24 protein-coding genes and 1 tRNA gene are annotated in these 24410 nt (G+C 69.2%); 18 read left to right on the forward strand and 7 right to left on the reverse strand.

The features are described from left to right. Positions 1-72: 72 nt before the first annotated feature. From NI2_RS02480 to NI2_RS02520, 9 genes are all read left to right on the forward strand, one after another. Positions 73-759, forward strand: coding sequence for a response regulator transcription factor (locus NI2_RS02480; protein ID WP_067485428.1), 687 nt, complete (start codon positions 73-75; stop codon positions 757-759). A 9-nt stretch (positions 760-768) separates the two neighbouring features. After that, the gene (locus NI2_RS02485; protein ID WP_067485430.1) at positions 769-2226 is read left to right on the forward strand and encodes a sensor histidine kinase; all 1458 of its coding nucleotides are present in this window, start codon (positions 769-771) and stop codon (positions 2224-2226) included. Between the two features lie 88 nt (positions 2227-2314). Beyond that, the gene (locus tag NI2_RS02490) at positions 2315-3589 is read left to right on the forward strand and encodes a S1C family serine protease (RefSeq protein WP_067485432.1); all 1275 of its coding nucleotides are present in this window, start codon (positions 2315-2317) and stop codon (positions 3587-3589) included. Then, on the forward strand, positions 3589-4131 hold the full coding sequence (locus NI2_RS02495) for a MogA/MoaB family molybdenum cofactor biosynthesis protein (RefSeq protein WP_181696798.1): 543 nt from the start codon (positions 3589-3591) through the stop codon (positions 4129-4131). Before NI2_RS02490 ends, NI2_RS02495 begins: the two co-directional genes overlap by 1 nt. 4 nt (positions 4132-4135) lie before the next feature. Continuing rightward, the gene (locus NI2_RS02500; protein WP_067485436.1) at positions 4136-4327 is read left to right on the forward strand and encodes a hypothetical protein; all 192 of its coding nucleotides are present in this window, start codon (positions 4136-4138) and stop codon (positions 4325-4327) included. A gap of 524 nt (positions 4328-4851) precedes the next feature. Next, positions 4852-5529, forward strand: coding sequence for an MspA family porin (locus NI2_RS02505; RefSeq protein WP_067485438.1), 678 nt, complete (start codon positions 4852-4854; stop codon positions 5527-5529). A gap of 66 nt (positions 5530-5595) precedes the next feature. Then, a complete protein-coding gene (locus tag NI2_RS02510; RefSeq protein WP_067485440.1) occupies positions 5596-6255 on the forward strand; it encodes an MspA family porin in 660 nt (219 codons plus the stop codon). 444 nt (positions 6256-6699) lie between these two features. After that, positions 6700-7365, forward strand: coding sequence for an MspA family porin (locus NI2_RS02515; RefSeq protein ID WP_067485442.1), 666 nt, complete (start codon positions 6700-6702; stop codon positions 7363-7365). A gap of 62 nt (positions 7366-7427) precedes the next feature. Next, positions 7428-8096: an MspA family porin gene (locus NI2_RS02520; RefSeq protein ID WP_067485444.1), complete on the forward strand. Its 669-nt coding sequence runs from the start codon at positions 7428-7430 to the stop codon at positions 8094-8096. Positions 8097-8192: 96 nt separating this feature from the next. On the opposite strand, the gene NI2_RS02525 is transcribed toward NI2_RS02520, so the two are convergent. The 3 genes from NI2_RS02525 to NI2_RS02535 all read right to left on the reverse strand — a co-directional run bounded on the left by NI2_RS02525 (position 8193) and on the right by NI2_RS02535 (position 9895). After that, entirely contained in the window at positions 8193-8858 is a 666-nt protein-coding gene (locus NI2_RS02525) for an SAF domain-containing protein (protein WP_067485446.1), read from the reverse strand. An 86-nt stretch (positions 8859-8944) separates the two neighbouring features. Further along, positions 8945-9226: an FmdB family zinc ribbon protein gene (locus tag NI2_RS02530; RefSeq protein WP_067485448.1), complete on the reverse strand. Its 282-nt coding sequence runs from the start codon at positions 9224-9226 to the stop codon at positions 8945-8947. Positions 9227-9307: 81 nt separating this feature from the next. Beyond that, on the reverse strand, positions 9308-9895 hold the full coding sequence (locus NI2_RS02535; RefSeq protein WP_067485927.1) for a 5-formyltetrahydrofolate cyclo-ligase: 588 nt from the start codon (positions 9893-9895) through the stop codon (positions 9308-9310). Between the two features lie 87 nt (positions 9896-9982). On the opposite strand from NI2_RS02535, the gene NI2_RS02540 reads away from it, so the two are divergent. From NI2_RS02540 to NI2_RS02560, 5 genes are all read left to right on the forward strand, one after another. Then, positions 9983-10909, forward strand: coding sequence for a UTP--glucose-1-phosphate uridylyltransferase (locus tag NI2_RS02540; protein ID WP_067485930.1), 927 nt, complete (start codon positions 9983-9985; stop codon positions 10907-10909). 46 nt (positions 10910-10955) lie between these two features. Next, the gene (glp, locus tag NI2_RS02545; RefSeq protein ID WP_067485931.1) at positions 10956-12215 is read left to right on the forward strand and encodes a molybdotransferase-like divisome protein Glp; all 1260 of its coding nucleotides are present in this window, start codon (positions 10956-10958) and stop codon (positions 12213-12215) included. Positions 12216-12227: 12 nt separating this feature from the next. Further along, positions 12228-12878: a GNAT family N-acetyltransferase gene (locus NI2_RS02550; RefSeq protein WP_067485934.1), complete on the forward strand. Its 651-nt coding sequence runs from the start codon at positions 12228-12230 to the stop codon at positions 12876-12878. A gap of 136 nt (positions 12879-13014) precedes the next feature. Continuing rightward, positions 13015-14010, forward strand: a complete 996-nt coding sequence (gene sepX, locus NI2_RS02555; RefSeq protein ID WP_174552171.1) for a divisome protein SepX/GlpR — start codon at positions 13015-13017, stop codon at positions 14008-14010. Between the two features lie 87 nt (positions 14011-14097). Further along, positions 14098-14170: transfer RNA gene (locus NI2_RS02560), tRNA-Ala, on the forward strand. 67 nt (positions 14171-14237) lie between these two features. On the opposite strand, the gene NI2_RS02565 is transcribed toward NI2_RS02560, so the two are convergent. Then, positions 14238-15107: an alpha/beta fold hydrolase gene (locus tag NI2_RS02565; RefSeq protein ID WP_067485453.1), complete on the reverse strand. Its 870-nt coding sequence runs from the start codon at positions 15105-15107 to the stop codon at positions 14238-14240. A 54-nt stretch (positions 15108-15161) separates the two neighbouring features. Here NI2_RS02565 and NI2_RS02570 point away from each other — a divergent pair, with 54 nt between their 5' ends. Then, a complete protein-coding gene (locus tag NI2_RS02570; RefSeq protein ID WP_067485455.1) occupies positions 15162-17123 on the forward strand; it encodes an AfsR/SARP family transcriptional regulator in 1962 nt (653 codons plus the stop codon). A 110-nt stretch (positions 17124-17233) separates the two neighbouring features. Here NI2_RS02570 and NI2_RS02575 read toward each other — a convergent pair whose 3' ends face one another. Next, positions 17234-17827: a TetR/AcrR family transcriptional regulator gene (locus tag NI2_RS02575; protein ID WP_067485457.1), complete on the reverse strand. Its 594-nt coding sequence runs from the start codon at positions 17825-17827 to the stop codon at positions 17234-17236. Positions 17828-17950: 123 nt separating this feature from the next. On the opposite strand from NI2_RS02575, the gene NI2_RS02580 reads away from it, so the two are divergent. Further along, on the forward strand, positions 17951-18799 hold the full coding sequence (locus NI2_RS02580; RefSeq protein WP_067485459.1) for an SDR family NAD(P)-dependent oxidoreductase: 849 nt from the start codon (positions 17951-17953) through the stop codon (positions 18797-18799). 9 nt (positions 18800-18808) lie between these two features. Here the strand turns inward: NI2_RS02580 and NI2_RS02585 are convergent, their stop codons facing one another. Beyond that, positions 18809-19285 (reverse strand): GtrA family protein, encoded by a 477-nt coding sequence (locus NI2_RS02585; protein ID WP_067485460.1) that lies wholly within the window; start codon positions 19283-19285, stop codon positions 18809-18811. A 142-nt stretch (positions 19286-19427) separates the two neighbouring features. Between NI2_RS02585 and NI2_RS02590 the strand changes: the two genes are divergently transcribed. Together NI2_RS02590 and NI2_RS02595 are read left to right on the forward strand one after the other, a co-directional pair. After that, complete coding sequence (locus NI2_RS02590) at positions 19428-20372, forward strand: ATP-binding cassette domain-containing protein (protein ID WP_067485462.1); 945 nt, start codon at positions 19428-19430, stop codon at positions 20370-20372. Continuing rightward, positions 20369-21145, forward strand: coding sequence for an ABC transporter permease (locus NI2_RS02595; protein ID WP_067485464.1), 777 nt, complete (start codon positions 20369-20371; stop codon positions 21143-21145). The genes NI2_RS02590 and NI2_RS02595 overlap by 4 nt, the downstream gene beginning before the upstream one ends. On the opposite strand, the gene NI2_RS02600 is transcribed toward NI2_RS02595, so the two are convergent. Beyond that, positions 21129-24263, reverse strand: coding sequence for an ATP-binding protein (locus NI2_RS02600; protein ID WP_067485936.1), 3135 nt, complete (start codon positions 24261-24263; stop codon positions 21129-21131). The genes NI2_RS02595 and NI2_RS02600 overlap by 17 nt on opposite strands. Between the last annotated feature and the right edge of the window lie 147 nt (positions 24264-24410).

Raw genomic sequence — 24410 nt, forward strand, 5'->3', positions numbered from 1 at the left:
TATGTGCTGACGCAACGCCGACCACCGCCACCCTCTCAGTACGTTCTCAGTCGCTGACGGCAAACTGAGCACATGCGCATTCTGGTTGTCGACGACGATCGTGCGGTGCGGGAATCACTGCGCCGATCACTGAGCTTCAACGGCTACACCGTCGACCTGGCCGTCGACGGCATGGACGCTTTGGAGAAAGTCACAACAGCCAGGCCCGATGCGCTCGTTCTCGATGTGATGATGCCCCGTCTGGACGGACTGGAAGTGTGCCGCAGGCTGCGCAGTACGGGCGATGATCTGCCGATTCTCGTTTTGACCGCGCGCGATTCGGTCTCCGAACGCGTGGCCGGGCTCGACGCGGGCGCCGACGATTATTTGCCGAAGCCTTTCGCGCTGGAGGAATTGCTCGCGCGTTTACGCGCTTTGCTGCGCAGGCGGGCGCCCGATCTCGGCGAAGCATCCGAAGCGATGGTGTTCGCTGATCTGTCGCTGGACCCGGTCACTCGCGAAGTTTCGCGCGGCGAACGTTCGATCAGCTTGACTCGTACCGAGTTCTCGCTGCTGGAGATGTTGATGGCCAATCCCCGCCGGGTGCTCACCCGGGGGCGGATCCTGGAAGAGGTGTGGGGTTACGACTTTCCCACCTCAGGCAACGCGCTCGAGGTCTACATCGGCTATTTGCGGCGCAAAACCGAGGCCGACGGCGAGGAACGCTTGATCCACACCGTGCGCGGCGTCGGGTACGTGCTGCGCGAGACCCCTCCCTAGGCCGCGGACATGGCACACAAGGAACCGGTGGTCGCCGGACTCGGCCGTCCGCTCGACCCCGGCGAGATGCGCCCACCGATGCCGCTCACGCGCTCGGTGTCGCTGCGCTGGCGGGTCACCCTGCTGGCTGCCTCGGTAGTGCTGATCGCGGTGGCCGTCACCTCGATCGCGGCCTACGCGATGGTCGCGCGCGCCCTCTACGCCGACGTCGACGCTCAGCTCGAGGCGCGTGCGGCGACCATGATCAACAACAATTTCGAGTCGATCGGATTCCAGTCGATCGTGCTCGCCGGGTTGTACTCCAACGAGGTCGGCGTCGCGCTGATCTATGCCGACCACAAGCCGTATATGCCGCCGCAGCAGACGATTCCGCCGGTCGGCGCCCAGGAACTGGCGGTGGCCGACGGCAAGCTCAACTCCTCGCTGCGCACCGTCGGTGACCAGCGCGTCCTCGCGGCGCGCACGCACAGCGGCGCCACGCTCATCATCTCCCAGAAGCTCTACCGCACCCGCGAGGTGCTCGACCGGCTGGCCTGGCTGCTGTTCGTCGTCGGCGCCTGCGGTGTGGTGCTCGCCGCCGCGGCCGGTACCGCTGTCGGCCGCACCGGTCTTCGCCCGATCGCGCGCTTGACCGCCGCGACCGAGCGGGTCGCGCGCACCGACGACCTCACCCCGATCCCGGTCACCGGCGACGACGAATTGGCGCGGCTCACCGAGAGTTTCAACACCATGCTGCGCGCCCTGGCCGAGTCCCGTGACCGGCAGCGCCGCCTCGTCGCCGACGCCGGACACGAGCTGCGCACCCCGCTCACCTCGCTGCGCACCAATATGGAACTGCTCATCGCCTCGAGCAGGCCGGGTGCGCCACGGGTGCCCGACGACGACATGGTCGAGCTGCGAGCCGACGTGGTCGCCCAGATCGAGGAGCTGTCCACGCTCGTCGGCGACCTCGTCGACCTGGCCCGCGAGGACGCCCCGGAAACCGTCTACGAGCGGGTGGATCTCGGCGAAGTGGCCGAGCGGGCGCTGGAACGCGCGCGGCGGCGTCGCGCGGGGATCACCTTCGTCGCCGACCTGCGCCCGTGGTTCGTCTACGGCCACGAGGCAGGCTTGGAACGCGCGGTGCTCAATGTGCTCGACAACGCGGCCAAGTGGAGCCCGCCCGACGCGGTCGTGCGGATCACCATGCGCCCCGCGGGCCCGGGACTGCTGGAGCTCGCCGTCGCCGATGCGGGCCCCGGCATTCCGCCGGGCGAACGCGAGCTGGTGTTCGAACGCTTCTACCGGACCACCGCGTCCAGGTCGATGCCCGGTTCCGGGCTCGGGCTCGCGATCGTGAAACAGGTGGTGACCAAGCACGGCGGAACCATCGCCATCGACACCTCCGACCGGGGCGGCGCCCTGGTCCGCATCGTCCTGCCCGGTGAGGCGGCGCCCGTGGCAGTGGAACCGGACGAGACGCCGTGAACCGAGTCTCGGGCAACTGACGGGCCGGTCTCAGGCGCTTCTCAGTAGCCGTCGCCAAGCTTGTCGGCAAGTGTGAGAGAAGGTGACCATGAACGACGATCCCCAGCAGCGGCCCGCCGACCACCCCCTCGGCGGCCACGGCCCGGGACAGGCGGATCACCCCGCCACCGTGCCGGGTAGCCACCCGTATGGGCCCGCGCAGCACGGCTACGGACCCCAGCCGTACGCCCAGCAGCCCTACACCGCCCCGCCCGCGGCCCCGCGAAAGCCGTTGCGGCTCGGGTTGATCGCCGGAGCCACCGCGCTGGCGCTGGTGAGCGGCGGCGTCGGCGGTGTGGTCGGCGTGCTCGCCGCCGACTCCGATCCGGCGCCGGTGACCAACGCGCTCGAGGCGCCACGACCCGAGGTGAACAACGCCGCCAACGCGCCCGCCGGGTCGACCCAGGCGGTGGCGCAGCGGGTGCTGCCCAGCGTGGTGATGATCAAGGTCGCGGGCACCCGCGCGTCCGGCGAGGGATCGGGGGTCGTGCTGTCCTCGGACGGGCTGATCCTGACCAACAACCACGTCGCCGCGGGCGCCGGATCGGGGGCGAAGATGGAGGTGGTGTTCAGCGACGGCAGCACCGCGCCCGCCACCATGATCGGCGCCGACCCGGTGTCCGACCTGGCCGTCATCAAGGCCGACAAGACCGGCCTCACCCCGATCGAACTGGGCACCTCTGACGGACTCGCGGTGGGCCAGCCGGTGATCGCGATCGGTTCGCCGCTCGGCCTGGCAGGCACCGTCACCACGGGCATTGTCTCGGCGCTCAACCGGCCCGTCTCGACCAGCGGTGAGGGCACACCGAGCCAGGTGAACCCGGTCATCGACGCGATCCAGACCGACGCCGCGATCAACCCGGGCAACTCCGGCGGCGCGCTCGTCGACGGCCAGGGCAAGCTCATCGGCATCAACACCGCCATCGCCAGCCTCGGCGGCGAGATGACGGGCGCGCAGAGCGGATCCATCGGCCTCGGCTTCGCCATCCCGGTCGACCAGGCGCGCCGCGTGGCCGACGAACTCATCAAGACCGGCAAGGCCACCTATGCCCAGATCGGGATCAAACTGCGTCCGCTCGACACGGCCGCCCGGGTGCTCGAGGCGACTCCGGACGGGCCTGCCGCCAAGGCCGGCATCCCCGCGGGCGCGATCATCACCCGCCTCGACGATCGGCCCATCGATTCCGGCGACGCGCTGATCGCCGCCGTCCGTTCCCGCCAGCCAGGAGACACCGTGAAGATCACCTACACCGACGAACAGGGCGGAAACGCCAAGACCGTGGACGTCACGCTCACGGCCGCCGCGGCGGAGAGCGGTCGATGATGCGATCGAACGCGGCACTGTCGTGCGTAGGCGCTACGGTGATGACCATGGACATCGATGCTCCCGTGGCAGGGCGGGCACTTGTAGTGGTCGTCGACGACCGGACGGCGCACGGCGGCGTCGACTCGCTCGGCCCGCTCGTCACCGAATTGCTCAACGAAGCGGGCTTCCTGGTCGACGCCTCGGTGACCGTGCAGGCCGACGAGGTCGAGATCCGCAACGCGCTCAACACCGCCGTCATCGGCGGTGTGGACCTGGTGATCTCGGTCGGCGGCACGGGTATGTCGCCGCGTGATGTCACCCCCGAGGCCACCGCCCAGGTGCTCGACCGGGAACTGCCCGGCATCACCGAGGCGCTGCGCGCGTCGGGCCGCGTGGCCGGCTCGCTCGACGCGGGTCTGTCGCGTGGGGTCTCCGGCATTTCCGGCAGCACCCTCGTGGTGAACCTGCCGGGCACCCGCTCGGCGGTGCGCGACGGCATGGCCACCCTCGGCCCGCTGGCGAGCCGGGTGATCGGCGAACTCTCCGGTCTGGACGAGTGATTCGATGAACGCGTCGGACAGCACATCGCCCGAGGAGCGCGAGGCCGCGCGGCGCAAGGCCGCCGAAGCGGCCCGGCTCGCGCGGATCTTCGGCGATGTGCTGCCCGAAACCACCGCTGACGAGCGCGGGGACGGTTCGCGCGGTTCCGACGACGACGAGTGGCTGCGTTCGCAAATACCGCCGCACCACGGGTGACCGCCCCGTTATCTGCCTTTCCCGCTACGTGATAGCCAACCGGGGTTAATCCAGTATTAACCCATTGCGAAGCGGCTACATTTTCCGAGGACCACACTTCACGTGTGGTCCTTTGTCGTATAAGCGACGGTTTGCGGTCCCGAAAGCGGAGCTGTCCATCCCACTTGACAAACCTGAAGGTCAGGGCATTTATGCATGTCAAAGCATGTGGCGATGTATGAACTTGTGTGGGGTGTCACAGTGAAATTTACGAACTCTACGGTTGCTGGAACTAGAACGCAGCGTTTAATGTTCGCCATCCAGACCCACCACAATCGGTCCCCGCAGTACTCAACTTCTGTGCGTTGAACATCCGGTGCAGCCCTACCTTCGGGTAGCTCCGCCGACCCCGGCCGTATCGCCGAAATAACAGTCGGTTACGTAACGGCAACAAAGGGGCGACACACTGAGCTGGGCCTGTGAGGTCCACCCGTCCGGTCACGAAAGTCGAGACCGGCTGTTAGAGAACACTGATGAGGGGAAGTATGAGCGAGAACCGCACCACCGGTGTGCGCCGCGGCGCCCGTGCCGCGGGCGTCGGCGCTGCCGCGGCCGCCATGGCCATCGGCCTGCTGTCGACCGGTGCCGCCAACGCAGACACCTTCGTACCGTTGCCGGACGGTCAGAAGGCAGGCCCCGGGGTGACCATCACCCGTACCGGCGGGAGCGCCCTGATTTCGCCGTCGATGGCGGCCAACGGCGCAGGTCGCGTCGTGTGGGTCTCGGGCTCGGCCATCGCCGACGTCACCGCGACCCCCGAGGGTGAGGCTGGCCCCTGGAACGGCCCGAGCGGCCGCGACGGCTCCAACAACTCCTCCACCCACGGCACCTCCCAGCTGAACACCGGCTACATCGTCGGTTGCCAGGTGAGCATCGCCGACGACGCGATCGGCGCCGGTGTGTCCGGTGGCGTGAGCACCGGCGGCGTCAGCGCCGGCGGTTCGATCGGCGTGAACCTCGGCCCGGGTGAGGTCAAGTTCGTGCAGATCAGCTCGAAGGACATCCTCAAGGCGGGCGTCTACGCGATCGATTACCAGGACGCGGAAATCGAGATCCAGGGCTGCGCCGGTTACGCGCAGGCCCGGGCCTACACCGTGGTCGAGATCATCGGCGACCACTACTCGAAGACCACCCTGTACGGCGCGCCGTTCAGCATCGGCTGACATCGCTCGAGCCTGTACGAATCCTCTTCTCGCTACGGCGATCTCACTCCTCGAGGGACAAATCCTATGATCAACCGTAAGTTCATGGCGCGGATGGCGGGCGTCGGCGCCGCGGCCACCGTGGCTGTCGGCCTGTTCTCCACGGGCGCGGCCAACGCCGATACCTTCGTGCCGCTGCCCGGCGGCCACATCACCAAGACGCTGTCGGACGGCACCGTCGTCGACATCAGCCTGGTCGGCGAGTCCGCGCTCATCAGCCCGTCGATGGGTTCCACTCCGGTCCACCGCAACGCGTGGGTCTCCGGTAGCGCCCAGGTCAGCGTCTCCGACGGGGGCAGCGGCAAGATCTACCCGGGTTACACCGTCGGTTGCCAGGTGAACATCGCCGGTGGCGGTGTCTCCGGTGACGGCTCGGTCGAATCCGACTGGGAAGGCAACGCCTCCGGTGGCGTCGGCACCGGCGGCGAGCTCTCGCTCGGCCCCGGCCAGGCGAAGTCGTTCTACGTTCTCGACATCGAGAAGGCCGACGACTACGGCAACGAATCGCACAGCAAGAACAACAAGTTCAAGAACGGCAGTGGCTCGGTGACCTGGTCGGACACCACCATCGGCCTGTCCGGCTGCGCCGGCTACGCGCAGGCTCGTGCCTTCGTGAGCGTCGAGGTCGAGACCGACAATGTGATCAGCTGGGTCACCCTGTGGGGCCAGCCCTTCAGCCTCGGCTGATCTGTTGTCCCGCCTCCCCGCGAATTCAGGCCAGACCTGGGCGCGGGGAGGCTTGCGTCGGCGGCCAGACCAGGATGGTGGCGGGGTCAGCCCGTCCCCGGCGAGTTACCCATGTTGGTGCGAGATCAGCTGATCGGTAAGCGAAAGGGCCCGTGCGTGTGCACGGGCCCTTTCGGCGTTCGCTGGACATAGCCAAGGGCTCTCATTATGTTTGTTGCGAATCGACTGCTCTCGCGGTCGGATTCATCCGCGTTTCGTTCGCCGATCGGCTCAGCTCGCGCCGATTCGGTGACCGCAGGCTTCTCGATCCACCTCCCGGCAGGACTGGCTGTCCTGTTGCCAGCGGTGCTGTGCCCTTGAGGCACACCTCAGCTGGGGCCGGGTGCGTTACAGATATCGACCTCGATGGTCGAGGTCGATTTTGCGTATACCTCGAGGGGAACAATGAGCGAGAACCGCACCAATCGTGTGCGCGGCGCCTGGAGCGCAGGCGCCGCGGTGGCGGTGGCGATCGGCCTGCTGTCGGCCGGTGCCGCCAACGCCGATACCTTCGTGCCGCTGCCCGACGGTCATAAGGCAGGCCCCGGTCTGAGCATCACCCGCGTGGGCGAGAAGGCGACCATCTCGCCCTCGCTCGCCGCCAACGGCGCGGGCCGGGTGGCCTGGGTGAGCGGCAGCGTCGTGGCCGATGTCCAGCAGACACCGGAGGGCGAGCCCGGGCCGTGGAACGGTCCGTCCGGTCGTCCCGGCTCCAATAATTCGTCCACACACGGCACTTCGCAGCTCAATACCGGTTACATCGTCGGCTGCCAGGTGAGCATCGCCGACGACGCGATCGGTGCCGGTGTGTCCGGTGGCGTGAGCACCGGTGGCGTCAGCGCCGGTGGTTCGATCGGGCTCAACCTCGGTCCGGGTGAGGTGGCGTTCGCGCAGATCAGTTCGAAGGACATCACCAAGCCCGGCGTCTACGCCATCGACTACCAGGACGCCGAGATCCAGGTGCAGGGCTGCGGCGGTTACGCCCAGGCCCGCGCGTACACGGTGGTCGAGATCATCGGCGACCACTACTCCAAGACCACGCTCTACGGCATGCCGTTCAGCATCGGCTGAGCCGGACGACCGCCGAAAATCCTGCCAGCTCGATCGAATTCACCCTCGAGGGGTCTACTGAGATGATCAATCGCAAGATTATGACGCGGGCGGCGGGCGTGGCTGCCGCCGTGTCCTGCACCATCGGGCTGTTCTCCGTCGGCGCCGCCCATGCCGACACCTTCGTGCCGCTGCCCGGCGGCGAGATCACCAAGACGCTGTCGGACGGCACCGTCGTGAACATCAAGATGGTCGGCGAATCCGCAACCATCAGCCCGTCGATGGGTTCGACTCCGGTGCACCGCAACGCGTGGGTGTCGGGTAGTGCCCAGGTGTCGGTGTCCGGTGGTGGTGACGCATCGGGCGGCAAGATCTACCCCGGTTACACCGTCGGCTGCCAGGTGAACATCGCCGGTGGTGGCGTGAGCGGCGAGGGCGAGGGTGCGGTCGACGACGCGGGCGCAGGCACCGGCGGCATCGGCACCGGTGGCGAGCTGTCGCTCGGACCGGGCCAGGCGCAGTCGTTCTACGTGCTCGATCTCGAGAAGGCCGACGACTACGGCAACGAATCGCATTCCAAAAACAACAAATTCAAGGGTTCCAACGGCTCGGTGACCTGGGCCGACGAAACCATCGGCCTGTCCGGGTGCGGCGGGTACGCGCAGGCGCGCTCGTTCGTGAGTGTGGAGGTCGAGACCGACAATGTCATCAGCTGGGTGACGCTGTGGGGCCAGCCGTTCAGCCTCGGCTGAGCGGGGACGGGGGCCGCTCTCTTCCGGGCGGCCCCGATTCCCCTGCGCGGTAGAAGGTTCGGTGTTCGGCGGTATCACGCTCGTTGTCGGAGTGTGTCAATGGAACACCACGGTGAGCGCCGTGCGTAAGGACGCTCCGGCCACCGCGGTCGCGTACTCGGTGGCCAGCGCGACGAGTACCACCCGTTCCGCACGTCGATCGGCGGTCGCGGTGACGAGCACGACCGCGGCATCTTTCGCCAGAGTGCGTGCCGGTGCATCGGTACCCGACCCGCCGACGTCGTCGACGCCGACCACATCCACGCGGTCGCCCGCGCGCAGCACCTCGGCCACCGCTGAATCGGCCAATCGGATCGGCACGATGCGGGCGTCGTCGGTGCCCGCCGCAGCCGCGGCCAGGCGAGGACCGATCACCCGCAGATCGGTGAACGTCTCACCCGCGCGCATGGCGCCGGTGAGGGTCGCACCGAGCAGGGGAGCTGTGTCGGCGGCGAAACCGGTGGGCAGAGTTCGGCTTTCGTGGCGATCGACCCGCACATCGTCGGCGGTGAGTACCCGTCCGGGTGACAGATCGTGGGCGGCGACCACCACCGGTTGCCATGCCCGACCCGGGTCGCCGCGCACGAACAGGACGATGGCGACGACGGCGAGCGCGGCGGCAATGATACGCCGCGCCAGCAGAACATCGGCCCAGGCCGGGCGATTACCGAGAGCGAACCGCCAGGAGCTGCCACGTCCCAGGTCGGCAAGGCTGCGAGTCATGCCCGAAGCCTAGGAACGCGGCGACAGCACCGACAACGGCGAAAAGGCCGCCTGTGGACAACTCGGGGGTGTGGAGAACTTTTCGCTCAGCTCGCGGCGGCGGGAGCGGCGGCGCTCGACGTCGACCCGCTCGACGAGGAACTGCCATTGCCGTCCGAGGACTTCGCCGGCTCGCTCGCGGTGGACGCGCCACCACGGCTGTCGGTGCGGTAGAAGCCGCTGCCCTTGAACACAATCCCGACCGAGTTGAACAGCTTCCGCAGCTTCCCCGTGCACTGCGGGCATTCCGTCAGTGAATCCTCGGAGAAGGACTGAACGATGTCGAAGCGGTTGTCACACTCGGTGCACGCGTACGAATAAGTTGGCACAGGATCCTCCGCAAGTCTCGTCGATCTAGCACTCTACCGCCGACACTGCCAACCTCGCCAATCGCCTTTTCATTCCGCCGCTCACGCGCGGGGATCACTCAGCTCGCTCAGGCCCGCCTCGGGCGTCAACGCCCAGCCCATCCGATGGTCGTGCGGTTCCTCGGGCAACTCGACAACCAGCTCGACGTCACGGACCACCGCGATCAACCGCGCGCCCGCACTCGCCAGGCCGAGGGTGCGGTCGTAGTACCCGGCGCCGCGCCCGAGGCGCACGCCGCGCCGGTCGACCGCGAGCGCCGGGACGAGGATCGTGGCGGCCTCGGCGACCACCGGTGGCGGCAAGGTCTCGGTGGTCGGTTCGAGCAGGCCGTAGCGCGCGGGGCGCAGCGAATCGGCGCCCGCGTAGCGCGCCCAGCTCAGCGGTCCCGGCGCTCCGGTGACGGGCAGCAACACTGTGGCGCCGCGCTCGCGCAGCGCATCGAGCATGCGCAGATCGCCCGGTTCGGTCTTCGTCGGCACGTAGGCGCACACCACCTCATCGGCCCCGGCCAGCAGGGCCGCGGTGGCCGCGAGGGCACTCGCCTCACGGGCGTGTTCGGCGGGTCTCACGGCGGCCCGGGTGGCCAGGATCTCACGTCGCCACGCATATTTCGTGCGCTCACCGGGCATCTCCACAGCGACCACCCTAAGCTCTTGCCGACGCCGGATCGTCGCGACGGGCGATCGGACGGCACGCTGAATGGATAGGGTATGCGCATGACAGACAAGACTTCCGGTTTCCGCACTGCGGTTGTCCCCGCGGCCGGACTCGGAACGCGGTTTCTGCCTGCGACCAAAACGGTGCCCAAGGAACTGCTGCCGGTAGTCGACACGCCCGGCATCGAACTGGTCGCCGCCGAGGCCGCGGATTCCGGTGCCGACCGCCTCGTGATCGTCACCTCGCCGGGTAAGGACGGCGTGGTCGCCCACTTCGTCGAGGACCTCGTCCTGGAGAGCACCCTCGCCGAGCGCGGCAAGTTCGCGCTGCTCGAGAAGGTGCGCAAGGCGCCGGGCCTGCTCGACGTCACCTCCGTCGTGCAGGAGGAGCCGCTCGGTCTCGGTCATGCCGTCGCCCAGGCCGAGCCCGTCCTCGACGCCGACGAGGACGCGATCGCGGTGCTGCTGCCCGACGACCTCGTGCTGCCCTGCGGTGTGCTCGAGACGATGAGCCGGGTCCGTCGTGAGCGCGGCGGCACCGTGCTGTGCGCGATCGACGTGCCGAAGTCGCAGGTCAGCGCCTACGGCGTGTTCGACGTGGAAGACCTGGCCGAGGGCGCGGAGGCCGATGTGCTCCGGGTGCGCGGCATGGTCGAGAAGCCCGACCTGGCCGACGCGCCGTCGACGCTGGCCGCCGCCGGTCGCTACCTGCTCGACCGCGCGATCTTCGACGCCCTGCGCCGCATCGAGCCCGGCGCGGGCGGCGAGTTGCAGCTCACCGACGCCATCGCCCTGCTCATCGCCGAGGATCACCCGGTCCATGTGGTCGTCCATCGTGGGTCGCGCCACGATTTGGGCAACCCGGGCGGTTATCTTCGAGCTGCCGTCGATTTCGCCCTCGAGCGGGACGAATACGGGCCGCAACTGCGCGAGTGGCTGAAGTTCCGGCTCAGCCCGGAATGGGACCCGCAAGCGCCGGTCGCGTAAAACGATGGGAACCGGCGAAGCCGTCGCCGATACACACAGGAGCTCGATGCGCTCGGTTGAGGATCAGCTGATCAAGGTCACCGCGGCAGCGGTCGCGCCCCGGCCGGTCCGGGTGGCGATTTCCGAGGCCCAGGGTTTGCTGTGCGCCGAGGACGTGGTCACCGAGCGGCCGCTGCCCGGCTTCGACCAGGCCGCCATCGACGGCTACGCGGTGCGCAGTGTCGATGTGAGCGCCGCCGGTGCCGAAGTGCGCGACGAAGAGGGCGAGCTCATCGACCTCACCCTGCCGGTGGTCGGCGAGGTGGTCGCGGGTTCGCGTCAGCCGATCCGGCTGCAACCGAGGCAGACGGTGCGCGTCGACACCGGCGCGCCCATGCCGACGCTGGCCGACGCGGTGCTCCCGGTCGATTTCACCGACGGTGGCCGGGCCAGGATCAAGGTGTTCGAGCCGGTGCGCTCCGGCGATTACGTGCGCCGCGTGGGCGACGACGTACAGCCCGGTGACGTGGCGGTTCGCGCCGGAACCATCATCGGCGCGGCCCAGGTGGGCCTGCTCGCCGCCGTCGGCCAGGACAAGGTGCTGGTGCATCCGCGCCCCCGGCTGTCGGTGATCTCCATCGGTGGCGAACTGATCGATATCGACCGCACACCCGGCCCCGGCCAGGTCTACGACGTGAACTCCTACGCGCTGGCCGCCGCCGCACGTGACGCGGGCGCCGACGTGAACCGGGTCGGCATCGTCAGCGCCGACCCGCGCCGCCTGCGCGATGTGGTCGAAGGTCAGCTGGTGCGCTCGGAGGTCGTGGTGATCGCGGGCGCGGTCGGCGGCTGGGCCTCGGAGCAGGTGCGCGAGGCGCTCGACGGACTGGGCGAGCTCGAAGTGGACCGGGTCGCCATGCACCCCGGGTCCGTCCAGGGCTTCGGACGGCTCGGGCGCGACGAGGTGCCGACCTTCCTGCTGCCGTCGAACCCGGTGAGCGCGCTCGTGGTGTTCGAGGTGATGGTGCGGCCGCTGATCCGCATCGCGCTCGGGCGGCGTCAGCCGATGCGGCGAATCGTCAACGCGCGCACCATCACTCCCATCACCTCGATGCCGGGCCGCAAGGGCTACCTGCGCGCCCAGCTGCTGCGCGACGAGGCCACCGGTGACTACCTGGTGCAGCCGCTGGGCAACGGCAACGGCGGCTCCTCGCATCTGCTCGCGACGCTGGCCGAGGCCAACAGCCTGATCGTGGTGGAACCCGACGACACCGATTTCCGCACCGGCGACGAGGTGCGGGTCGCGTTCCTGGCGCAGCGCGGCTGAGAAGTGGAGTCCATGAACGTCTTCCGGGCCGGTCAGCATCCCGGGTGGCCTGCTCGTCTCGGTCCGGTGATCGTGGCGGGCGGCCAGGTCACCTTGCGGCCGGTGCGTTTCCGCGACGCCGCCGCCTGGAGCCGGATCCGGCTGCGCGACCGCGACCACCTCGAACCGTGGGAACCGACCGGCCGGGGCAGTTGGGAGGCACGCAACCACGCCTCCAACTGGCCGTCGCTGTGGACGAGCCTGAAGGCCGAGGCGCGGCGCGGGGCGATGATTCCGCTGGTCATCGAGGTCGACGGCCAGTTCAGCGGGCAGCTCACCATCGGCAATATCGTGCGCGGGGCGCTGCGGTCGGCCTGGATCGGATATTGGGTGGCCAAGGATCTGGGCGGCCAAGGGGTGGCGACGGCGGCGCTCGGGCTCGGGCTCGACCACTGCTTCGGGCCGGTCGGCCTGCACCGGGTGGAAGCCACCGTGCGGCCGGAAAACCTTGCCAGCCAAGCCGTTCTACGCAATGTCGGGTTCCGGGAAGAGGGTTTGCTGCGTCGTTACCTCGACGTCGACGGCGCCTGGCGTGATCACCTGCTGGTGGGCTTGACTGTCGAAGAGGTCATGGGCACCGTCGTAGATCGCCTGGTCAGGGAGGGTCGAGCGGCGCTGCCGTGAAAATTCTGTTACTCATGTGGCAGGTGTGCACGGCGCGCCTGCCACACGGGCGCGCGTGCCCGAATTAACCTACGGACGTCGGTAGTGCGTCCACGGATGGACAACACGTTGGCGGGGACGGGAGGTGATGACCGCGATGCCTAATTCGATCCTGTGGATCGGACTGGTCGTTCTGTGGGTATTCGTCCTGTTCCCGATCCTCGCGGACCGGCATCCCCGGATCCGCCGCACCACCGACGCCGCACTCGCCACGCGCGTGCTGCACCGTGGCGGGGCCGAACGACGGATTCGCATCGGGGCGGCGGGCGGACACGAGAGTGACCCCGACTATCGCCCCCGTGTGCTGACCAAGCGCACCCACCGTACCGATTCGGAGGATCGGATGACGACCGATGAGCCCGTCACCGAAGGCGATGACGAAAAGCCCACCGTCACAGCAGAACTCGACGACATCGAGCACGGCCCCGACGAAAAACCCGACAACGACGCCGAACTCACCGCCACCGAGGCCGACGACGCAGCGGCCGAACCGGATTCGGTCGAGGCCGCCGTGGAAGAGCCGCCGGTCTCGGCGCGCATCCCACCCGCACCACCCGCCCGCCTCGACGACCTGCCCGAACCCGCCGCGCTCGACGACGACGAGGACTTCGTGCCGTCGCGGCGCGGACGCGGCGGCTACGACCCCGAGGCCGACGCTATCGCCCGCGCCGCCCGCTACAGCTTCCGCCAGCGCGCGGTGCTCGGCCTCATCGTCGCCGTCATCCTGTTCGCGGCCTTCGGTCTGCTGCTGAACTCGATGTTCTGGTGGGCCTGCGGCCTGTCCGCCGCCGTGCTCGCCGGCTACCTGGCGTACCTGCGAAAGCAGGTGCACGTCGAGGAGGAGATCCGGCGCCGCCGCATGGCCCGCCTCGCGCGCGGCCGCACCCGCGAAACCACCACCGCCACCCCCGAGGCGGCCACCACGCGCCGCACCATGGACCGCGACACCGCTCGCGCCCTGCGCCGCCGCTCCACCCTGCTCGACACCGACGACGAGGACCCGATGTTCGAACACCTCGAAACCTTCGACCCGGCCACCGCCCGAGCCCTACGCCACCGGGTCACCGACCTCGGTCGAGCCGTCGGCGAATAACCGGCAAAACAGCAGGTCAGCACACCGATTCGGTATCCGGCCGCACCGCCTGATACAGTGTCACAGCGCGGTTCGCCAGAGCCGCACGGGGCTATAGCGCAGTTGGTAGCGCGTCTCGTTCGCATCGAGAAGGTCAGGGGTTCGATTCCCCTTAGCTCCACTCAGGCCTTTCACTTGTTCACGCAAGTGGAAGGCCTTTTCATGCCCGTGGACCGATGGGCTCGGGGTCAGCGGGTGAGCAGGGCGCGGATCTCGGCGGTGACCAGTGCCGGGTCCTGTTCGGCCATGAAGTGGCCTGCCTCGACCGTACGATGCCGCAGATCGGGGGCCCATGCTTTCCAGAGGGTGGTGGCGTCGTAGCCGAGGGCGGCACCCCAGTCCTGTTGCAGCACGGTGACCGGCATGGTGAGGGTGTTGCCCGCTGCCCGGTCGGCGTGATCGTGGTCGACGTCGGCGGTGGCCGAGGCGCGGTAGTCGGCGACGATGGACGGGACCGCTGCCCGGCTCGCGGCCAGGTAGGCGTCGCGGACCTCCGCCGGGAGGGCCTGCGGATCGAGGGTCCAGGCGTCGAGGAAGTAGCCGAAGAACTCGTCGGCCGTGGCCGTGATCATCCGTTCCGGAAGACCCGGCGGCTGCGCCATCAGATACAGGTGGAAGCCGACAGCACCGGCGGTCCCGTGCAGCGCATCCCACATGTCGAGGGTGGGCAGCACGTCCAAGCAGGCGAGGTGGGTGATGACCTCCGGGTGGTCCAGCCCGGCCCGGAATGCCACCAGCGCGCCGCGATCGTGCCCGACCAGCGCGAAACGATCGTGGCCGAGCGCGCGGGCCAGCGCCACGATGTCGGCGGCCATGACGCGCTTGCTGTAGGTGTCGCCGTCGTCGAGCGGCTTGTCGCTCGCGCCGTAACCACGCAGGTCGGGGCAGATGACGGTGTGTTCGGTCGCGAGGTCGGCGGCGACGTGCCGCCACATCAGACGGGTCTGCGGAAAACCGTGCAGCAGCACGATCGGGCTCCCCGATCCGCCGACGGCCGCCGAGAGTCGCACCCCGTCGGCTACCTCGACGAGGTGGGTCTCGAAGTGGGGGAAAGTCATGGTTGCTCCATTCGTTCGGTCCGGTCCAGAGTGCGGGCCGCGAATGAGCAACCGATGAGCGTCGGTACGGTACGTCGGGTGGAGATCGGTGTGTACGGGGCCGTGCGGGCGCTCGACGAGGCCGGTGCGCCGGTCGCGCTCGGTGGGCCGCGGCAGCGCGCCGTACTGGCCAGACTGGTCGCCGCCCACCGCCGGGTGGTTCCGGTCGACGTGCTGGTGGCAGACCTGTGGGACGAACCACCCCGCGACCCCGTCGGCACCGTACGCACCTTCGTCGCCGCGTTGCGCCGGGGCCTCGAGCCCGAGCGTGCCCCACGCACCCCGGCACGGGTGCTGGTCACCGAAGGGCCCGGCTACGCGCTGCGCCTGCCCGACGACGCGGTGGACGTGTGGCGCTTCGCCCACACGGTCGAAGCGCTCGGCGACGCGCCGCCTGCCCGGGTGGTGACCGGACTGAGCGAAGCGCTGAGCTGGTGGCGCGGACCCGCTTTCGCCGAAGCCGGCGACGCGCCGTGGGCGCTGGCGCCGCGCAGCCGGCTCACCGAACTGCGCTCGCTCGCGGTCGAGCGGCTGGCCGCTGCTCGGATCGGACTCGGTGACACGTCCGCCGCCGTAGCCGACCTGGACGCACACGTCGTCGAACACCCGTGGCGGGAAGACGCCTGGCACCTACTGGCGCTCGCGTTGTATCGAGCCGGTCGGCAGGCCGACGCGCTCACAGTGCTGCGGCGCGCGCGAACGATGCTGCGCGACCACCTCGGTCTCGAACCCGGCCCTCGCCTGGCCCGGCTGGAACAAGACGTCCTGCGCCAAGCCGGCTACCTGGATCGCAGCGGTGACGCGGCCCGGCTGTGGGCGCAGGCTACCGCCGCCTACGACAGCACCGTCTCCGACCGCGTCCGGCTCGAATCCACGGTCGGTTTGATGCGTGACCTGGCCGTCACCGGGGGTGCGGGACTCGATGCGGCACAGCGGCATCGCGCCGCGGCCGTCACCGCCGCCGAGCAACTCGGCGACCCGATCCTGACCGCACGCGTGATCGGCGCCTACGACGTGCCCGCCGTGTGGCCCCGCTCCGACGACCCGGCCCGGGCCCGGTCGCTGGTCCGCAGCGCCGAACGCGCGCTCGCCGCGATACCGGACGGGCCCGCCGCGCTGCGCTGCCGACTGCTGGCGACGATCGGGGTGGAGTCCCGCGGCGTCGACGCCGGACCGCGCGCCGAACGCGCCGCCCGCGAAGCCGAGCGTTCGGCGCGCGAAATGGGGGATGCGCCATTGCTGGCCTATGCCTTGAACGGTGTCTACATGCAGAGCTTCGCCCGTACCGGTCTGGCCGCCGAACGTGCCGTACTCGGAGAGCGTCTCCTGGCCCTCTGCGAGGAGCACGGCTTGGTACGGACCGCCGTCCTCGGTCACCTGATAAACTTGCAATCTGCTTGTGCCGCAACTGATCTCATGCTTGCCGACACTCATGCGCGGGCGGCCGACGAGTTGTCGGCCCGGCACGACCTGCCGCTGGTCGGTGTCTTCACCACCTGGTATCGGGCCCTGCGAATAGCGGTCACCGAGCCTTTCGAGCAGGCACGGTCCGCTTACCACCGCGCCGCCGAACTGCTGCCGGGGTCCGGGATGCCGGGGCTGGCCGATGGACTGCTGCCTCTGGCGCTGCTCGGTCTGCACCTTCAACACCACCGCCCGTTCCGGCCCGAGCCGGGCACGGAGTGGGGACCGGCGGAGCCGTGGATCCGTCCGCTGCTCCTGGCCGAAGCCGGCGACCTCGCGGCCGCGCGCCTCGCCCTGCGCGGCCTGCCCGATCCGCCGAGAGATCCGCACGCCGAAGCACTCTGGTGTGTCCTCGGCCGCGCCGCGCTGCTGGTCGGTGACCAGGACACCATCGCTCGCGCCCACGCCGCCCTGCTACCCGCGGCTGCCGAATCCGCGGGCGCGGCAGGCGGATTGTTCACGGCCGGCCCCGTCGCCGATTACCTCGCGGAACTGTCGGCGGCCCGGAACTGACGGCCGCGCGCAACCCGGCGATGGCGCTTGCCTCGCGAAAGTGCGCGCTCCTTCGGTTCGGCAAATCGCAGCAGCGCGGCGAGGATGTGGTCCGAGTCGTAACCCACCGGTCAGAGCAGGCTCGCGACGAGGCGTTGGCTGCGCTCGGTCATCGCCTCGGCGGAGTGCTGTGGGTGCTGTAGCCACCAATCGACCAGAGCCGCTACCACTCCGGTCCATACCGCGACCAGGGCGGATCTGTCGTCGGGGTCCGTCAGTCCTCGGTGTGCGAGGAACGCCGAGACGCCCTGCTCGGCCTGGGCGGCGATCCGGGCTCGGGCCGCTCGGGCCGCTTCCGCGGCGGGTCCGCTGTCGGGGTGGGAACGGTCGAAGACGACTTTCCAGTCGTGGGGGCGTGGTTCGAGGGCGGTGAAGATCGCGGCCAGTGTTCGCTCCGCCATCGCGAGGGTCGGTGTGGTGTCGATCGCCACGTCGATCGCATCGCCGAGGACGGTTCCGGCCCGCTGGACGCACGCCGTGTACAGACCGTCTTTGGATCCGAAATAGGTGTAGACGAGCGGTTTGGATACGTCCGCGCGCGCGGCGACCGTGCCGATCGACAGGCCCGCGTAGCCGACCCGGCCGATCTCCTCGGCCGCGAGGTCCAGGAGCTGAGCCTCACGCTCGGCTCGGGGGACTCCCTTGGTTCCCGCGCTGCTCGTCACGTCCCCTCCTTCGATGACTGTTGACGGCGATATGTACAACAAGTAACTTACCATTTGGTCAATTCGCTGGAGAGTCGCTGCGAGGCAGTCGGCCCCACTCACCTCCGAACCTGGGCAGGCGCAATGAACAATCCCGTGACGAAGGTTCTTCTCAATCCCGCACCTTCCGCCAAATCCGTGCTGGGTGCGGCTCTTTCGGGGCCGGTCGACCTCGGCGGGAAAGTTGTCGTGCTGACCGGGGCGTCGTCGGGGATCGGTGAGACCACCGCGCATCTGCTGGCGAGCCACGGTGCCCATATCGTCGCCGTCGCCCGCGATCGGGAGCGGCTCGATCAGGTCTGCGCCGACATCGCCGCCGCGGGTGGGAGCGCGCACGCGGTGCCGTGCGATATGACGGATGCCGATCAGGTCAGCGCACTGGCCACGACGGTGCTCGACCTGTTCGGGGTCCCGGACATCATCATCAACAACGCGGGACGCTCGATCCGGCGCACGGCGCTCGACGCCGCCGAACGGGCGCACGACTACGAACGGACCATGGCGGTCAACTACTTCGGGCCCGTCCGGTTGACGCTGGCGATGCTTCCCGCGCTGCGCCTGGTGAACCGCGGCCACATCATCAACATCGGTACCTGGGGAACCACCGCCGGGGTGATGCCGAAATTCAGCGCCTATCACGCCTCCAAAGCCGCCCTCGCCGCCTTCGGCCGCAGTGTCGGCGCGGAATGCCACGGCACCGGTATCAAGGTGACCACCATCGGATTCCCGCTCGTGCGCACGCCGATGATCAGTCCCACTGCCGAGTACGACAGCCAAGCGGCCCTCACCCCCGACCAGGCCGCGCAGTGGGTGCTCACCGCCGTCCGGGATCAGCCGGTCGAGCTGTACCCCGTCTACGCCGGAGTGCTCCGACTGATGTCGGCCCTTTCCCCGCGCCTCACCGACGCTGTCGTCCGAGCCGCCGGTATCTGAAGCCGGGGGTCAGAAGACCAGATAGCTGAGGCTCAGGAAGCGGGCCAGGCCAACGGCGGCCATGATCGCCAGCATGGCGGCGGCCTGGGTGAGGTCGCCGAGGGCGGGGGCGAAAGACTCGAGGGCGGCCAAGGCGGCTGTGGTGATGCCCAGGCCGATCAGTGCGAGGCCGCCGCCCTGATATTGGGCCGTGAACCAAGGGACAGCCGTGGTGCGGAAGGTGAGGCGGCGGTGTAGCTCGTTGGCTATCACCGTGCTCACCACGGAGCCCGCGACGTTGGCGCCGAGCGGTCCGAGGCCGGCGCAGGCCATGAACAGCAGCACGTACGCGATGTTGCTGACGCCACCGACCACCGCGAAGCGCAGCAGCTGGGCGACGGCGTGATCGCCGAACGCGAACCGGCGACCCCAGACGTACAGACGGGACCAGTCCGGCGCGGGGACGACGAGCGGACCGAAGACGGGGGCGATGGCGATGCTGTTCACGAGATGAACCGTCGCCCGAAACGCTGACGCGGACCTGACGCCGCACTGACAGACATCGCACACGCATGACGCCCAAGTGTGTCAGGGGAGGTGTCAGGTCGCCGTCAGTCCGGTGTCAGCCTGCCCGGCGACTGTTGTCGGCATGAACAGCACAGCAATCGCCGCCTCGGGGCTGCGGAAGTCCTACGGGGACAAGAAGGTTCTCGACGGCATCGACATCACCGTCGAAGCGGGCAGCATCTTCTCCCTGCTCGGGCCGAACGGCGCGGGCAAGACCACCACCGTCAATGTGCTCACCACGCTGCTTCAGGTCGACGCGGGCACCGCGCGGGTGGCGGGCCACGACCTGATGGCCGAGACCAAGGCGGTCCGTAAGGCCATCGGCGTCACCGGGCAGTTCGCCGCCGTCGACGACCTGCTCACCGGTGCGGAGAACCTGCGGCTGATGGCCGACCTGCACCGCCTGCGCGGTGCCGCGGGCAAACGGGTGATCGCCGACCTGCTCGAGCGTTTCGACCTGGTCGAGTCGGCGAACAAGCAGGCGGGCAGCTACTCCGGCGGTATGCGCCGCAAGCTCGATCTGGCGATGACGCTGGTGACCAAGCCGCGGATCATCTTCCTCGACGAACCGACCACCGGCCTCGACCCACGCAGTCGCCGCACCATGTGGGACATGGTGCGCGAACTGACCGACGAGGGCGTGACCATCTTCCTCACCACCCAGTACCTCGAGGAAGCCGATCAGCTGGCCGACAAGATCGCGGTGCTCGACCAGGGCCGCATCGTCGCCGAAGGCACCGCGAGCGAACTCAAGCGCCGAATTCCCGGCAGCCACATCGAGTTCCGCTTCACCGGTGCCGTCGAACTCGCTGCCGCCGCCCGTGCGCTGGCCGACTCCACCCCCGACGAGGATTCGCTCACCCTGAGCGTCCCCGGCGACGGCGGAACGAAAAACCTTCGCGCCCTGATGGATCAGCTCGCCGCCCACGACCTCGAGGCCGACGAGGTCTCCATCCACACCCCCGATCTCGACGATGTTTTCCTCGCCCTCACCGGGCGCGCAACCCAGGAGGCCGAAGCCCGATGAGCACCACCACGTCCAACCCGCTGTCCAGCGCACTGTTCGATTCGTCGGTCATGTTGCGGCGCAACTTCACCCACATCACCCGCAGCCCGGTGACCATCTTCAACGCCGCGCTGATGCCGGTGATGATGATGCTGATCTTCGTCTACGTCTTCGGTGACGCCTTCGATGTCGGCGAGAACTACATCGACTACGCGGTGCCGGGCATGCTCATGCTCGCCATCAGCTACGGCCTGTCCGGCACGGCGGTGTCGGTGAGCTCGGACATGACCAAGGGCGTCATCAACCGGTTCAAGGTGATGGATGTGTCGCGCGGTGCCGTGCTCACCGGGCATGTCGCGGCGAGCATCGTCACCAATGTGATCGCTTTGACGGCCGTGCTCGGCGTCGGTTTCGCGCTCGGTTTCCGGTCACCGGCGAGCGCGGTGCAGTGGCTCGGCGCGCTCGGTGTGCTGCTGGCGACCGCCTTCGCCGCCGCCTGGCTCACCGTCGCCCTCGGCATGGCCGCCAAGACCCCGGAGGCCGCGGGGATGTCGGTGGTTCCGCTGCTCATGCTGCCCTTCCTGAGCAGCGCGATCGTGCCCGCCGAGAAGATGGGCCCCGGCGTGCGGCAGTTCGCCGAGTACCAGCCCTTCACCCCGATCATCGAATCGGTGCGCGGTTTCCTGGCAGGCACGCCGTCGGGCGGCCACACCGTCGCCGCCTTCGCCTGGTGCGCGGGCTTCGCGGTGATCGGCTATGTGTGGTCGCGCTCGACCTTCAGCAAGCGAGTGTGAGCTCGACCAGTTCGGTGACATCCGACTCCGACCCACGAGCCACCGCCTCGGCGAAGTCCGCTTCGCCGAGGCTTCGGCGTGTCTGCTCCTCGATGCGGGCCGCGTCGGGCAGCGACAGGTCGGGCACGCCGCGGGTGACGGTGGCGGCACCGAGCAGGCGGGCGGCCTGCTCGGGTTGTTCGGCGCGCAAGGCCAGATCCGCGATCCCGACGAGGATCTGGGCCAGCAGCGCCGCGTGGCCGGCGCTCGATGCGGCCTGGAAGGCCGCGCGGTGGCTGGTCCGTGCCTCGTCGAGATCGGCGGCGAGATAGCCGCGCAGATCGTGGGCCATGGCGCTCACGACCGGTTGCCCGGCCTCGTCACCGAGCAGTTTCTGCGCCAGTTCCATCTGCTGTTGCGCGAGCACGGGTTGGCCGCTCCACCTTGCCAATTCGGCCCGAACGAGCGCGACCTCGGCCAGCGAGGTCGGCCAGCCGGTGCGGTCCGCGCACTCCTGCGCGTGCGCCAGCGCCGCCTCGCTCGCCTCGGTGTCGTCGAGCAGCCAGTACAGCTGGGCCTGGCGTGCGCGCATGCGTACCACGGCCTCGAGCGTGCCGACCTCGGTGACCACCGCGATCGCCTCGTCGAAAAGCGCGCAGGCGGCATCGAATTCGCCGCGCATGGCCGTGCGGTTGGCCAGCTCGGTCAGCGCGAACGACATCCCCCAGCGCTCGCCGATGACGCGGAATTCCGCGAGCGCCTGCTCGAGCAGTTCGTCGGCCGCGCGGCCCGGATGGCCGAGCACGGTGCGCAGCTTGCCCAGTTGCAGCCGGGCCAGTGCGCGCACCCACGGATCCTCGTCGGAGAGCAGCGATTCGAACGCGGGCAGATAGTGCTCGGGGCCGGCCAGGATGCGCTCCAGCGCACCGGCGAACCGCAGCGCGGGGTGTCCGCCCCGGCTGTCGCGGCCGTACCGGTTGGCCTTGCGGATCCATTCCCCGACCTCGTGTTCACCACCGCGACCACCGCTGAGGAAGTGCACGACCAGGGCATACACCGTTGCCCGTGTCTCGTCGTCCACGTCGCCGGACAGTTCGGCGGCGGCCAGGACGAACTCGGTTCCCTCGCCCTTGTAGCCGGCCAGCCACCAGTACCAGCCCGCCGCGGCGGCCAGGCGCATCGCGGCATCGGCGTCGGCGGCGGCGAGGGCCGTGCGCATGGCGACCGCGAGGTTGTCGTGGTCGGCCTCGAGTACGGCGAGCCAGTCGAGCTGCTCGGCGCGGCGCAGGTGCGGTTCGGCGGTGGCTGCCAGGGCGATGAAGTGCGAGATGTGCGTTCGGCGTGCGGATTCGGCGTCGCCCGCCTCGTCGAGGCGTTCGGCGGCGTACTGCTTGATGGTTTCGAGCATGCGGTAGCGCGGCTGTGGATTCTCGGACACCGTGAGCAGCGACTTCTCGGTCAGCGTGGTGAGGTGTTCGAGCACCTCCCGGTCCTGCACCGTCGCACTGTCGGCGCAGACGTGTTCGGCCGCTTCGAGACTCGCACCGCCGGAGAACACCGCTAGCCTGCGCAGCACTGTCTTCTCCGCGTCCGACAGCAGTTCCCAGCTCCAGTCGACCACCGCGCGCAGGGTGCGGTGCTGCGCGATCGCGGTGCGGCTGCCGCCGGTGAGCAGGCGGAACCGGTCGTCGAGGCGGTGGGCGAGCTGTTCGAGCGACATGGTGCGCAACCTCGCCGCCGCCAGCTCGATCGCGAGGGGAATACCGTCCAGGGCGCGGCACACCCGGGCCATCGTCGCCAAAGCCGTTTCGTCCGAACCGGGGTCGCCGCGCACCGCGCTCGCACGGTCGCGCAGCAGGACGACGGCGGGGGAGGACTCGATCGCCTGCGGGTCGGCGTTCTCCCTCGGCACCGTGAGCGGCGCGACCTGCCACAGCGCCTCGCCGGTGATGCCGAGCGGTTCCCGGCTCGTCGCCAGGATGCGCAGACCCGTGCACTCGCCGAGGATCCGGTGGGCGAAGGTGGCGGCGGCCTCGATCACGTGCTCGCAGTTGTCGAGGATCAGCAGGGTTTCCCGGTCGCCGATGGCGGCGACGAGCCGGGCCATCGGTTCGGCGTTCGGGGTGTCGCCGATCAGGGCGTCGCGTCGGCCGAGTGCAGCGAAGGCCAGCTGGGCGAGGTCCCCGCTCGCGTCGGTGGCGGCGAGTTCCACCAGCCACGCGCCCTCGGGAAGGTCGTCGAGCATGGTGCGGGCGGTTTCCACCGCCAGCCGGGTCTTGCCCGAGCCGCCGGGGCCGGTGATCGTCGTGAGCCGGTGTGTCGCGAGGAGTTCGCGCACCACGGCGATGTCGCCGTGCTTGCCGATATAACTGGTGAGTTCGGCGCGCAGGTTCGTCGAGCGCTGCGCGGGCCGGGCGCCGAGCTCGCCGCGCAGCAGCGCGACGTGCAGCTGCGACAGCTCCGGTGACGGGTCGACGCCGAGTTCGTCGGCCAGCGCCTCGCGGGTGCGCTGGAACACCACCAGCGCCTCGGCCCCGCGACCCGCCGCGCCGAGCGCGCGCATCAACGCGGCCACCAGCCGCTCCTGAACCGGATGCCGCGCAACGACTTCGGTGAGCTCGGCGACGACCTCCGGGCCACGACCCAGCCGCACCTCGGCCTCGTACCGGTCCTCCATCGCGGCCAGGCGCAACCCCTGGAAACGGGTGACCACCGGGTCGAACCGGGTACTGTCGGCGACATCCTGCAGGGGCTCGCCGCGCCAGAGTTCCAGTGCCTCGCGCAGCAGTTCGGCCTGACGCAGGTCGTCGGTGCCGCGCGCTTCGTCGAGCAGCCGTTCGAAGCGCACCGCGTCGACGGCGTCGGGCTCGACGGCGAGACGGTACCCGCCCGCCTGCACCTCGAGTGAACCGTCGGGCAGCAGTCTGCGCAGCCGGGAGACCAGCGCCTGCAAGGCATTCGCGGCGTCGGCCGGAGGCTGTTCGTCCCAGATCAGGTCGACCAGCCGGGTCTTGGGAATGGCGCGGCCCGGTTCCAGCGCGAGGGCGATGAGCAATGCCCGCAGTCGGGCGCCGGGTATCGCTATCGATCCACCGTCTGCTGTCCGGATCTCCAGCGGCCCGAGCATTCCGATCTGCACGTCGCCCATTGTGCACCGGGTGACCGGGCGACGCCCAGCACAGCTGGTCGCCTGTCCGGATATGGTGTCCCCGGGTGCGTCAGGGTGGTGTCAGCCTCGTGTCAGCGCCGGTCGCGACAGTATGGTCATCAACCGAACGGATCCACC

The sequence above is a fragment of the Nocardia ignorata NBRC 108230 genome (assembly GCF_001612905.1).
GTDB lineage: Bacteria > Actinomycetota > Actinomycetes > Mycobacteriales > Mycobacteriaceae > Nocardia > Nocardia ignorata.

What these genes read in the sequence shown, in the direction of transcription:
- NI2_RS02480 (WP_067485428.1), top strand. Translation starts at nt 73, where the DNA reads ATGCGCATTCTGGTTGTCGACGACGATCGTGCGGTGCGGGAATCACTG.
- NI2_RS02485 (WP_067485430.1), top strand. Translation starts at nt 769, where the DNA reads ATGGCACACAAGGAACCGGTGGTCGCCGGACTCGGCCGTCCGCTCGAC.
- NI2_RS02490 (WP_067485432.1), top strand. Translation starts at nt 2,315, where the DNA reads ATGAACGACGATCCCCAGCAGCGGCCCGCCGACCACCCCCTCGGCGGC.
- NI2_RS02495 (WP_181696798.1), top strand. Translation starts at nt 3,589, where the DNA reads ATGCGATCGAACGCGGCACTGTCGTGCGTAGGCGCTACGGTGATGACC.
- NI2_RS02500 (WP_067485436.1), top strand. Translation starts at nt 4,136, where the DNA reads ATGAACGCGTCGGACAGCACATCGCCCGAGGAGCGCGAGGCCGCGCGG.
- NI2_RS02505 (WP_067485438.1), top strand. Translation starts at nt 4,852, where the DNA reads ATGAGCGAGAACCGCACCACCGGTGTGCGCCGCGGCGCCCGTGCCGCG.
- NI2_RS02510 (WP_067485440.1), top strand. Translation starts at nt 5,596, where the DNA reads ATGATCAACCGTAAGTTCATGGCGCGGATGGCGGGCGTCGGCGCCGCG.
- NI2_RS02515 (WP_067485442.1), top strand. Translation starts at nt 6,700, where the DNA reads ATGAGCGAGAACCGCACCAATCGTGTGCGCGGCGCCTGGAGCGCAGGC.
- NI2_RS02520 (WP_067485444.1), top strand. Translation starts at nt 7,428, where the DNA reads ATGATCAATCGCAAGATTATGACGCGGGCGGCGGGCGTGGCTGCCGCC.
- NI2_RS02525 (WP_067485446.1), bottom strand. Translation starts at nt 8,858, where the DNA reads ATGACTCGCAGCCTTGCCGACCTGGGACGTGGCAGCTCCTGGCGGTTC.
- NI2_RS02535 (WP_067485927.1), bottom strand. Translation starts at nt 9,895, where the DNA reads ATGCCCGGTGAGCGCACGAAATATGCGTGGCGACGTGAGATCCTGGCC.
- NI2_RS02540 (WP_067485930.1), top strand. Translation starts at nt 9,983, where the DNA reads ATGACAGACAAGACTTCCGGTTTCCGCACTGCGGTTGTCCCCGCGGCC.
- glp (WP_067485931.1), top strand. Translation starts at nt 10,956, where the DNA reads ATGCGCTCGGTTGAGGATCAGCTGATCAAGGTCACCGCGGCAGCGGTC.
- NI2_RS02550 (WP_067485934.1), top strand. Translation starts at nt 12,228, where the DNA reads ATGAACGTCTTCCGGGCCGGTCAGCATCCCGGGTGGCCTGCTCGTCTC.
- sepX (WP_174552171.1), top strand. Translation starts at nt 13,015, where the DNA reads ATGCCTAATTCGATCCTGTGGATCGGACTGGTCGTTCTGTGGGTATTC.
- NI2_RS02565 (WP_067485453.1), bottom strand. Translation starts at nt 15,107, where the DNA reads ATGACTTTCCCCCACTTCGAGACCCACCTCGTCGAGGTAGCCGACGGG.
- NI2_RS02570 (WP_067485455.1), top strand. Translation starts at nt 15,162, where the DNA reads ATGAGCGTCGGTACGGTACGTCGGGTGGAGATCGGTGTGTACGGGGCC.
- NI2_RS02580 (WP_067485459.1), top strand. Translation starts at nt 17,951, where the DNA reads ATGAACAATCCCGTGACGAAGGTTCTTCTCAATCCCGCACCTTCCGCC.
- NI2_RS02590 (WP_067485462.1), top strand. Translation starts at nt 19,428, where the DNA reads ATGAACAGCACAGCAATCGCCGCCTCGGGGCTGCGGAAGTCCTACGGG.
- NI2_RS02595 (WP_067485464.1), top strand. Translation starts at nt 20,369, where the DNA reads ATGAGCACCACCACGTCCAACCCGCTGTCCAGCGCACTGTTCGATTCG.